Origin of the sequence: Stenotrophomonas sp. (assembly GCF_031995405.1) — a bacterium.
Lineage (GTDB): Bacteria > Pseudomonadota > Gammaproteobacteria > Xanthomonadales > Xanthomonadaceae > Stenotrophomonas.
This window is the reverse complement of sequence record NZ_DAMAGC010000156.1, coordinates 1-8,200: the sequence shown is the minus strand read 5'-3', so window position 1 is coordinate 8,200 and position 8,200 is coordinate 1. Positions and strand designations below refer to the sequence as shown.

Annotated in this window: 10 protein-coding genes, 1 tRNA gene and 1 pseudogene; 8 read left to right on the top strand and 4 right to left on the bottom strand. The window is 65.6% G+C overall.

Features of this window, described 5'->3' with window-relative positions; all coding sequences use genetic code 11:
* Positions 1-198: hypothetical protein (locus RTO53_RS18390; RefSeq protein WP_312239149.1), on the top strand; the 198-nt coding region annotated here is incomplete at its 5' end.
* A 345-nt stretch (positions 199-543) separates the two neighbouring features.
* Here the strand turns inward: RTO53_RS18390 and RTO53_RS18385 are convergent.
* The gene (locus RTO53_RS18385; protein WP_312239148.1) at positions 544-984 is read right to left on the bottom strand and encodes a BLUF domain-containing protein; all 441 of its coding nucleotides are present in this window, start codon (positions 982-984) and stop codon (positions 544-546) included.
* A 151-nt stretch (positions 985-1,135) separates the two neighbouring features.
* Here RTO53_RS18385 and RTO53_RS18380 point away from each other — a divergent pair, with 151 nt between their 5' ends.
* Positions 1,136-2,188, top strand: coding sequence for an alpha/beta hydrolase (locus RTO53_RS18380; protein WP_312239152.1), 1,053 nt, complete (start codon positions 1,136-1,138; stop codon positions 2,186-2,188).
* Here RTO53_RS18380 and RTO53_RS18375 read toward each other — a convergent pair.
* The gene (locus tag RTO53_RS18375) at positions 2,151-2,564 is read right to left on the bottom strand and encodes a hypothetical protein (protein WP_312239147.1); all 414 of its coding nucleotides are present in this window, start codon (positions 2,562-2,564) and stop codon (positions 2,151-2,153) included. The genes RTO53_RS18380 and RTO53_RS18375 overlap by 38 nt on opposite strands.
* Before the next feature lie 401 nt (positions 2,565-2,965).
* Here RTO53_RS18375 and RTO53_RS18370 point away from each other — a divergent pair, with 401 nt between their 5' ends.
* The 4 genes from RTO53_RS18370 (at position 2,966) to RTO53_RS18355 (ending at position 5,218) form a co-directional block, all read left to right on the top strand.
* The gene (locus tag RTO53_RS18370) at positions 2,966-3,211 is read left to right on the top strand and encodes a hypothetical protein (protein WP_312239146.1); all 246 of its coding nucleotides are present in this window, start codon (positions 2,966-2,968) and stop codon (positions 3,209-3,211) included.
* Positions 3,212-3,771: 560 nt separating this feature from the next.
* Positions 3,772-4,116: a multidrug efflux SMR transporter gene (locus RTO53_RS18365; protein ID WP_345784550.1), complete on the top strand. Its 345-nt coding sequence runs from the start codon at positions 3,772-3,774 to the stop codon at positions 4,114-4,116.
* Positions 4,116-4,688, top strand: a complete 573-nt coding sequence (locus tag RTO53_RS18360; RefSeq protein WP_312239145.1) for a TetR family transcriptional regulator — start codon at positions 4,116-4,118, stop codon at positions 4,686-4,688. Before RTO53_RS18365 ends, RTO53_RS18360 begins: the two co-directional genes overlap by 1 nt.
* Positions 4,688-5,218 carry an SMI1/KNR4 family protein gene (locus tag RTO53_RS18355; protein ID WP_312239150.1) on the top strand — a complete coding sequence of 177 codons (531 nt, stop codon included), beginning with the start codon at positions 4,688-4,690 and terminating at the stop codon, positions 5,216-5,218. The genes RTO53_RS18360 and RTO53_RS18355 overlap by 1 nt, the downstream gene beginning before the upstream one ends.
* Positions 5,219-5,322: 104 nt before the next feature.
* Here the strand turns inward: RTO53_RS18355 and RTO53_RS18350 are convergent.
* Together RTO53_RS18350 and kdsA are read right to left on the bottom strand one after the other, a co-directional pair.
* Positions 5,323-5,399: transfer RNA gene (locus tag RTO53_RS18350), tRNA-Arg, on the bottom strand.
* Between the two features lie 94 nt (positions 5,400-5,493).
* Positions 5,494-6,339: a 3-deoxy-8-phosphooctulonate synthase gene (gene kdsA / locus RTO53_RS18345; protein WP_312239144.1), complete on the bottom strand. Its 846-nt coding sequence runs from the start codon at positions 6,337-6,339 to the stop codon at positions 5,494-5,496.
* Between the two features lie 214 nt (positions 6,340-6,553).
* Between kdsA and RTO53_RS18340 the strand changes: the two genes are divergently transcribed.
* Positions 6,554-8,086 (top strand): aldehyde dehydrogenase family protein, encoded by a 1,533-nt coding sequence (locus tag RTO53_RS18340; protein WP_312239143.1) that lies wholly within the window; start codon positions 6,554-6,556, stop codon positions 8,084-8,086.
* A pseudogene (locus RTO53_RS18335) lies at positions 8,086-8,200 on the top strand (3-oxoacyl-ACP reductase); the annotation flags it as partial. The gene RTO53_RS18340 and the pseudogene RTO53_RS18335, both read left to right, overlap by 1 nt.

The window sequence follows — 8,200 nt, the reverse complement described above, 5'->3', positions numbered from 1 at the left end:
ACCCCCTGTTGGAGCGCACCGATGAACACCGACAAGCCCGTCTCCGGCAATACCGAGGACGATCAACAGAAGGCGTTTACGCCGGACAAGACGCGCAACGATGCCGCCCGCTGGAAGGACAAGGACATGCCCGACCAGGGCAAGGGCAAAGGCGAAGTGAGTCCGGACGACTACGAAAAGCCACCGACGCCGCGCTGAAGCATTCAGCCGCCGGGCTGAGGCGCGTGGCCCGGCGCCGGCGGCTCTTCAACCGGCGCGTCCGCCGGCGGAGGGTCGCCCTCGGGGGGCACCTCATTGGGTGGATCCTGCGCCGGCGGGTCCGGGGTTACCGGTGCTTCCACCGGCGTTGGGGCCGGAAGCGGCTCCTGCGGCGAGCCGGGCACGGTTTGGCCGATGGGCAGTTCGGGCGCGTTGCTGTGCATGGTCGGATCTCCTTGGGTTGGCTACCAGCATCGCCCCGCCGATGTAAACGCGTGGCGACAGTTGCGCGGCAGCAGCTGACATGCAATTGACGCGCCGCTGTCAGTTGACGCGCCGCCACACTCAGCCCTCGTCCGACCAGAACTGCATCAGCAGCGCCAGGCCGTCGTTATCGCTACGGTCGGTTGCTATCTGCGGCAGCATCCTCGACTCCCAGCGGCTGCGCTCGATGCGCTGCAGGATCGAGGCCTCGGTATGGCGGCAGGCCATCGACCACTTCGAAAAATAACGTTCTGCCACCTCGCCGCGCATCAACACCCGGATGCCGGAGTGCCGACGTGAGCGCTGGACACGCAGAAAAGCCGCAGACACCGCTGCCTCGCTGCCTTCCATGTACTGCAGAAAGCGTTCGCCATCGAACAGGAGCACGCCGGTGACCCCGGCGACCTGGTTGAGGGCCATGGCGTCGACCAGGATGCTGTCGAGGTAGGCGTTGTCGAGCTTGCCGGCGGCATGGCTGACGTACACGAGGGCATGAAGGGGGGGATTAGGCATCGGCTGCATTCTAGGCGAGCCGGAATCAAGGGCGCGAGAACGGCGCGACGCGTGCCGCACCCGACGCTATGCTGTGCGCCTCTCGACGACAAGGACGGTGTGGATGCGCACGTGGATCAGGACGTCATGGCCGGGGTTGGCCGCTGCCATCGGCCTGGCGATGAGCATGCCCGCGGTGGCCGTGGACCGTGTGGCCGATGAAGGCGTGCGCCAGGTGCCCCGCTTTGCCCTGCCGGTTTCGCCCTACCTCAGCCCGGAGGCGCAGGCCAGCGTGCGCAGCGCCGTCATCCATGGCGACCCCACCGCGAAACTGGACAACGCGGCCGTGCTTGCGCAGCTGGACGAGATCCGCAAGGGCGCCGATCAGTGGGCGTATGGCGAGATCGCCGCGCTGCGCCAGCGCTACCCGGTCGAGCTGCACAACGAAACCTGGAATGGCGTGCCGGTGGTCCGCGTGCAGCCCCGCAGTGCGCCAACCGATCCGACCGCGCAACGCCTGCTGATCGAACTGCACGGCGGCGCCTTCGTGTTCGGGCGCGCCGACAGTCTTGGCCTGCTCGAAGCGATCCCGGTGGCCGCGATGACTGGCGCGACGGTCATCGCGGTGGAGTATCGACAAGGTCCGGAGCACAAATTCCCCGCGGCCAGCGAAGATGTCGCCGCGGTCTACCGCGCCGCGCTCGCGCGCATGCCGGCCAGGCATATCGGCATTTTCGGCTGCTCCGCCGGCGGCGTCCTCACCGGCGAATCACTGGCGTGGTTCGACAAGGAGAAGCTCCCGATGCCGGGCGCGGCCGGCCTGTTCTGCGCTGGCGGCGATGCGCGCTATGGCGGTGATTCCCGTTACGTGATGGCCGCGATCAACGACGCGCTGCTACCGCACGCCGATGGGTCGCTGCCCATCATGGAAGACCTGTACTACGGCGACGTCGACTTCCGCGATCCACTGGTGTCGCCGGTCTTCTCCGAGTCCCTGCTTGCGCGTTTCCCGCCCACGTTGTTCATCACGGCCACCCGCGCCGCGGAACTGAGCAACGTGTCCTACATGCACGGGCGGCTGGTCGACCTGGGACGCGAGTCCGATCTGCACGTGTGGGAGGGGCTGGGGCATGCCTTCCACCTGGATGCCAGACTTCCGGAAAGCCAGCAGGCCTATCGAGTGATGGCCCGGTTCTTCACCCGGCACCTGGACGCGACACCGCCGGTTCCGTGACAGGGCGCATGCCGATACCGCCGACGCCAGCGGCGACCCAGCCATTGCGGCGCGTATCGCGCGCCTGCACGCGGCTCGAGCCCGGGATGGCCCACAAACCGGCCGCGTTGCGATCGACATTCCAATCCGCGCCTTCCAGGGTGGCGGCTACCGCGTGCGGCCGACGCGAAGCACGATGGATGGCGTCGGCCACCGCTTCCATCTCGCCATTGAACCAACGATAGCCGTTGACGCAGATCTCCCGAGGCTGGTCGCCCGGCGCGGGAAAACCGGGAAGAAGCTCGCGCAACGCCGCACGTGCATCGTCCAGCGTCTGGGTGCGAAAACCGGGTTCGTCGGCCCAACGCTCTATTCGGGACAGCCATGACGTCTGCATGCAAGTTCTCCTGGTGAAAATCCACCATGGCCCTGCCCAGGTTACCGGGACGAGAATTCGCGCCGCGTCAGATGAACGGTTGTGTCTTTGCACATGGACCTCACCGTACGTGCACGCACACACCCTGCGGCGACAGGAGGCCCGGCAGACGACGGAAAACAGCGTCCGCCCGACACCCCTGCGGGTGTCCCCAAAGCGACAGATGTCCAGACCGGCCTCACACGAACCCGCGCTCAAGTAACGAACGCGGGCCTAGGGTGGTGCATCCATCCAGACAAGGCACGTCCCATGGCCTTCCACGCCGCCGCAGCGCCGCCAGCCTGCATCCGTGTCCGCCTCAGGTTCCTGCCGCGCCGGCCGATACTTCCTGGTGCCCCCGGCACCCACGGATCTCGCGCCCCATGACATGTACCGGCATCTTCGAGCTGATTGAAGTCCACGGGCCAGGCACGGCACCTGGCGCAGGCGGAGCGGCCATTACCGCCGTGGCCGCCGCCTGCGTTGCATGCAAACGTCACTTCACCGCCATCGCCCGCCACGGCCTGCAGATCATCCCGGGGGGCATCGCCATTACCTGCCCCGGCTGCAAGACACGCCAGGCGATCAGCAATGCACGCTTCGACGGGCTTCTGCTTCCCGTGGCCTAGTAAACGCCCGCTGCGCCTCACATGCAGCGTGCTAACAAGCACAGGACTAGGATCCCACCTACGTGGAAAGACCTTTCGTGTGCACTGCCGCCGGGCGCTTTGCCGGTTGGGGCAAGGCATGACTTCCGCGCCATTTCGTCGGGGGGCAGGATCGTGCCGGATACAGGTCTGTTCTACCTGCTGGCTGTCGTGGGCATGCCCGCGGGCTCCACGCAGACGACGGTCAACGCCATCCTCAGCGTGCGAGCGGAGTGCCTGACCTGTCATTACACGATGGAGATAACCGCGCCCTGGCTGGTCAACATCCCCGGCGGCGGCGCCGTGCTGGACTGCCCGGCGTGTCGAACCCGGCAGGCGATATCAGGCGCGCGCTTTGCCGCGTTCATCGAGCGCTTTCCTGGCGGCGTGACATCACCGTGCCTCCATCCATCCGACCACGCACCTCGAGTGCACTGACCTGCACGCGGCATCGGGAAAGCCCCAAGCCGCTGCAGACAGTCTCCGTTCAGCACCCTTTCCTTTAACATACCGACCGGTCGGTATCTTTAAGGTTGTTCGCAATGACCCCTCTCATCACGGCGTATCTGTTCCTGACCGGTGCCATCGTCTCCGAGGTCACCGGCACGTTGCTGCTGCAGAAGACAGCGCAGTTCACCCGGCTCGTCCCCACCATCGGGATGGCGCTCTGCTACGGGCTCTCCTTCTACCTGCTGAGCCATGCGCTGAAGACCCTGCCGCTCGGCATCGCCTACGCCATCTGGGGCGGACTTGGCATCGTCCTCACCCTGATCATCAGCGTCACCGTGTTCAAGCAGACCCTGGACTGGCAAGCCATTGCAGGCGTGGCGATGATCGTGGGCGGGGTGGTCATGATCAACGCGTTCTCCAAGGCGGCGGCGCACTGATGGACGCACTCAAACGGCGCAAGCAGCCCGCGCTGGTTCGCGTGGCCCTGCTGGACGCGGTGGCGCAGGAAGCAGCGCAGCGTGGCCTGGGCGGCGTGACCGTGCTCGGCGTGGCCGAGCGTGCCGGGGTCAGCAAGGGCGCCCTCTTCCACCACTTCGCCAATCGCCAGCAGCTGCTGGAAGCGGCCTATGCCGACTGCCTGCTGCGCTTCGGTGACGAACTCGACGCTATCCTCGCGCGCGACACGCTGGCCCATGGCAGGTTCACACGCGCCTATGTCACCGCCACATTCGATGCGATGCAGACGGAAGACCGCAGTTGGGTGAAGTTTTCGCTGACCGCGCTGGTGGAACCGGCATTTGCCGACCTCTGGCGGAACTGGCTTGCGGCGCGCCTGGAGGCATTTCCCGCCGAACGCGCCGATCCCCACCTCCGCGCCGCGCGCCTGGCGGCGGACGGATTCTGGCTGCAGATGCTGGGCTGTTGGCAGGAGGACAGCGATGCGGGGAAACGGCAGGTGCTGTTGCAGTGCATTTTGGAGCTTACGAAAGGCGAAGGGTCGACGCGGTGATGCTGGTGACCGGCCCGATGCTCGTTTCATACAATTGGAAGTCCCGAACAAAGGAGACGACGATGCCGGGAACTAGCAGCGTTGCCACTGCGGCGCTCATTGATGAGGCAGAGCGGGAGCTGGGCGTTGTGTTTCCAGTTGAACTCAGGGCCGTCTGGCTCACGCACAACGGCACCGAGCTACCGGGTGGGTGGCGATTTTTCCCGGTATTTGATCCCGGCAACCCGCGGAAGACGGCCGGATCGGTCACGTATGAGAACCTGCGCGGTGCGTGGGGAATTCACCTTCGATCACTTGATCTTGTGGCGCTCGCGTCGAATGGAACTGGCAACCATCTGGTGATGCGGGTTGTGGACGGCGTCGCGATACGAGACATCCTCCACTGGAACCACGAAACCGAAAAGCTGACCCGCTGGAAGCCTGGCATCGATGCCGTAATGCGCTCCGCCCGAACGTCGGCGGAAAGGCTCGCTGCCATTCGCGCCACGCTCATGAAGGACACTTCGCGCGCTCGGCTTCCTGCCAGATAGATTCGCAGAAGCAGACCGACTGTGACCACTGTGACCAGACAGCATGGATATGCCGAAAACAGTCGAGTAGACGCTATGCGCCGAATGGCCCAAGCCATTGATTATGGTGACCCCGGCCCGATTCGAACGGGCGACCTTCCCCTTAGGAGGGGGACGCTCTATCCAGCTGAGCTACGAGGCCATATGCCGCACCGGAGATGCGGGTGCAGCCGTGAAGGATACCCACATTCAGCGACGGGACCAAGGCCACCGCCGCATCGCGTGGGTGGGCCGGGTCAGCGGATATCCAGTTCCGGGAAGCCCTTGACCAGTTCGTCCAGCGCCTTCATCTGCACCAGGAACGGTTCCAGCGCGGCCAGCGGCAGTGCGCTGGGACCGTCGCAACGGGCGTGGTCCGGGTCGCGGTGGGCTTCCAGGAACAGGCCGGCCAGGCCGAGCGCCATGCCCGAGCGGGCCAGTTCGGCCACCTGGCGACGGCGACCACCGGAGGCGTCGCTGCCGGCGTCGCGGCGCTGCAGGCTGTGGGTGACATCGAAGATCACTGGCAGGCCGCCGGTGGATTCGGTCATCTCGCGGAAGCCCAGCATGTCCACGACCAGGTTGTCGTAACCGAACTGCGCACCGCGCTCGCACAGGATGATCTTCTCGTTGCCCGCTTCGCGGATCTTGGCCGCGATGTGCTTCATCTGCGTGGGGCTGAGGAACTGCGGCTTCTTGACGTTGACGGTGCGGCCGGTGCGCGCGATCGCCTCGACCAGGTCGGTCTGGCGGGCCAGGAATGCCGGAAGCTGCAGCACATCGACGACTTCGGCCACCGGAGCAGCCTGTGCCACTTCATGCACGTCGGTGATCACCGGCACGCCGAAACGACGCTTGACCTCTTCGAAGATGCGCAGGCCTTCGTCCAGGCCGACGCCTCGGTAGGAGGCGATCGAGGAACGATTGGCCTTGTCGAAGGAGGCCTTGAACACGTACGGGATGCCGAGCTTGGCGGTCACCGTGCTGAAGTGTTCGGCCGCGTGCAGGGTCGAGTCGAGGTCTTCGAGCACGTTGAGGCCGCCAAACAGCACGAACGGCAGACGATTGCCGACAACCACACCTTCCGCAACGGTAACGTTCATTCAGATTCCTGGGGGCGAACAATGGGCGACATTCTATCCGGTTGCAGGGGAAGCGCAGCCGGGCATGGCCCGGCTCTACCTGTTTAGGGCGACCGCGTATGCGCCGGCTGCAGCCGGGCATCGCCTGCGGCGACCGGGTAGAATCGGCGTTCTGCATGCCGCCCCCCACCCTGCCAGCGGCTGCGCCCTTTTTTGATACGCAACAGGAGTTTGCATGTCCTCTGAGCTGCTCAAGGCCCTTGGCCTGGACGCGACCAACGCTGGCACCTATCTGGGCAACGGCGAGTGGTCCACCGCCACCAGCGCCGGGGTGATCACCCCGATCAACCCGACCACCGGTGAAGCGATCGCCACCGTGCACGCCACCACCGACGCCGATTACGAAACCATCATCGCGCGCGCCCAGGAAGCCTTCAAAGTGTGGCGCACCACCCCGGCCCCGCGCCGTGGCGAAGCCGTGCGCCTGTGCGGCGAAGCGCTGCGCGCCAACAAGGATGCACTGGGCTCGCTGGTCGCCCTGGAAATGGGCAAGAGCAAGCCCGAGGGCGACGGTGAAGTGCAGGAGATGATCGACATCGCCGACTTCGCCGTGGGCCAGAGCCGCATGCTGTACGGCTACACCATGCATTCCGAGCGTCCGGGCCACCGCATGTACGAGCAGTACCAGCCGCTGGGCCTGGTCGGCATCATCAGTGCGTTCAACTTCCCGGTGGCGGTGTGGGCGTGGAATTCGTTCCTGGCCACGATCTGCGGCGATATCTGCCTGTGGAAGCCGTCCAACAAGACCCCGCTGACCGCCATCGCCTCGATGCGCATCTGCAATGAAGCGCTGCGCGACGGCGGCTTCCCGGACCTGTTCTTCCTCATCAACGATGCCGGCACCGAGCTGTCGCAGAAGATGGTGGCCGACAAGCGCGTGCCGCTGATCAGCTTCACCGGCTCGACCCAGGTCGGCCGCCAGGTCGCCGAGAAGGTCGCCCATCGCCTGGGCCGTTGCCTGCTGGAACTGGGCGGCAACAACGCCATCATCCTCGACGAAACCGCCGACCTGAAGCTGGCCATCCCGGGCATCGTGTTCGGGGCAGTCGGCACCGCCGGCCAGCGCTGCACCACCACGCGCCGGCTGATCGTGCACGAATCCATCCATGACGACGTGCTGGCCACGCTGATCAAGGCGTACAAGCAGGTGGAAGGCAAGATCGGCGATCCGACCGACCCGGCCAACCTGATGGGCCCGCTCAACAGCGACGGCGCCGTGCAGCAGTTCCTTGCGTCGATCGAGAAGGCCAAGGCCAGCGGCGGCACCGTGGAAACCGGCGGCACCCGCATCGATCGCGCCGGCAACTTCGTGCTGCCGGCCATCGTCACCGGGCTGAAGAACAGCGACGAAGTGGTGCAGCACGAAACCTTCGCGCCGATCCTGTACGTGATGAAGTACAGCACGCTGGATGAAGCCATCGAGATGCAGAACGGCGTGCCGCAGGGCCTGTCCTCGTCGATCTTCACCACCAACCTGAAGACCGCCGAGCGCTTCCTGTCGGCGGCCGGTTCGGACTGCGGCATCGCCAACGTCAACATCGGCACCTCCGGTGCGGAAATCGGCGGCGCGTTCGGTGGCGAGAAGGATACCGGCGGTGGCCGCGAGTCCGGTTCGGATGCGTGGAAGGTGTACATGCGTCGCCAGACCAACACCATCAACTACTCCGACTCGCTGCCGCTGGCCCAGGGCATCAAGTTCGACCTGTGATGGCCGGCGCGTCCGATTCCGCTGCCGGCCCACCCCTGGATTTTTCCGGGCGGCGGGTATTGATTGCCGGTGGCAGCAAGGGCATCGGGCGTGCGATGGCGCTGGCGTTCGCTT

What these genes read in the sequence shown, in the direction of transcription:
- RTO53_RS18385 (WP_312239148.1), bottom strand. Translation starts at nt 984, where the DNA reads ATGCAGCCGATGCCTAATCCCCCCCTTCATGCCCTCGTGTACGTCAGC.
- RTO53_RS18380 (WP_312239152.1), top strand. Translation starts at nt 1,136, where the DNA reads ATGAGCATGCCCGCGGTGGCCGTGGACCGTGTGGCCGATGAAGGCGTG.
- RTO53_RS18375 (WP_312239147.1), bottom strand. Translation starts at nt 2,564, where the DNA reads ATGCAGACGTCATGGCTGTCCCGAATAGAGCGTTGGGCCGACGAACCC.
- RTO53_RS18370 (WP_312239146.1), top strand. Translation starts at nt 2,966, where the DNA reads ATGACATGTACCGGCATCTTCGAGCTGATTGAAGTCCACGGGCCAGGC.
- RTO53_RS18365 (WP_345784550.1), top strand. Translation starts at nt 3,772, where the DNA reads ATGACCCCTCTCATCACGGCGTATCTGTTCCTGACCGGTGCCATCGTC.
- RTO53_RS18360 (WP_312239145.1), top strand. Translation starts at nt 4,116, where the DNA reads ATGGACGCACTCAAACGGCGCAAGCAGCCCGCGCTGGTTCGCGTGGCC.
- RTO53_RS18355 (WP_312239150.1), top strand. Translation starts at nt 4,688, where the DNA reads ATGCTGGTGACCGGCCCGATGCTCGTTTCATACAATTGGAAGTCCCGA.
- kdsA (WP_312239144.1), bottom strand. Translation starts at nt 6,339, where the DNA reads ATGAACGTTACCGTTGCGGAAGGTGTGGTTGTCGGCAATCGTCTGCCG.
- RTO53_RS18340 (WP_312239143.1), top strand. Translation starts at nt 6,554, where the DNA reads ATGTCCTCTGAGCTGCTCAAGGCCCTTGGCCTGGACGCGACCAACGCT.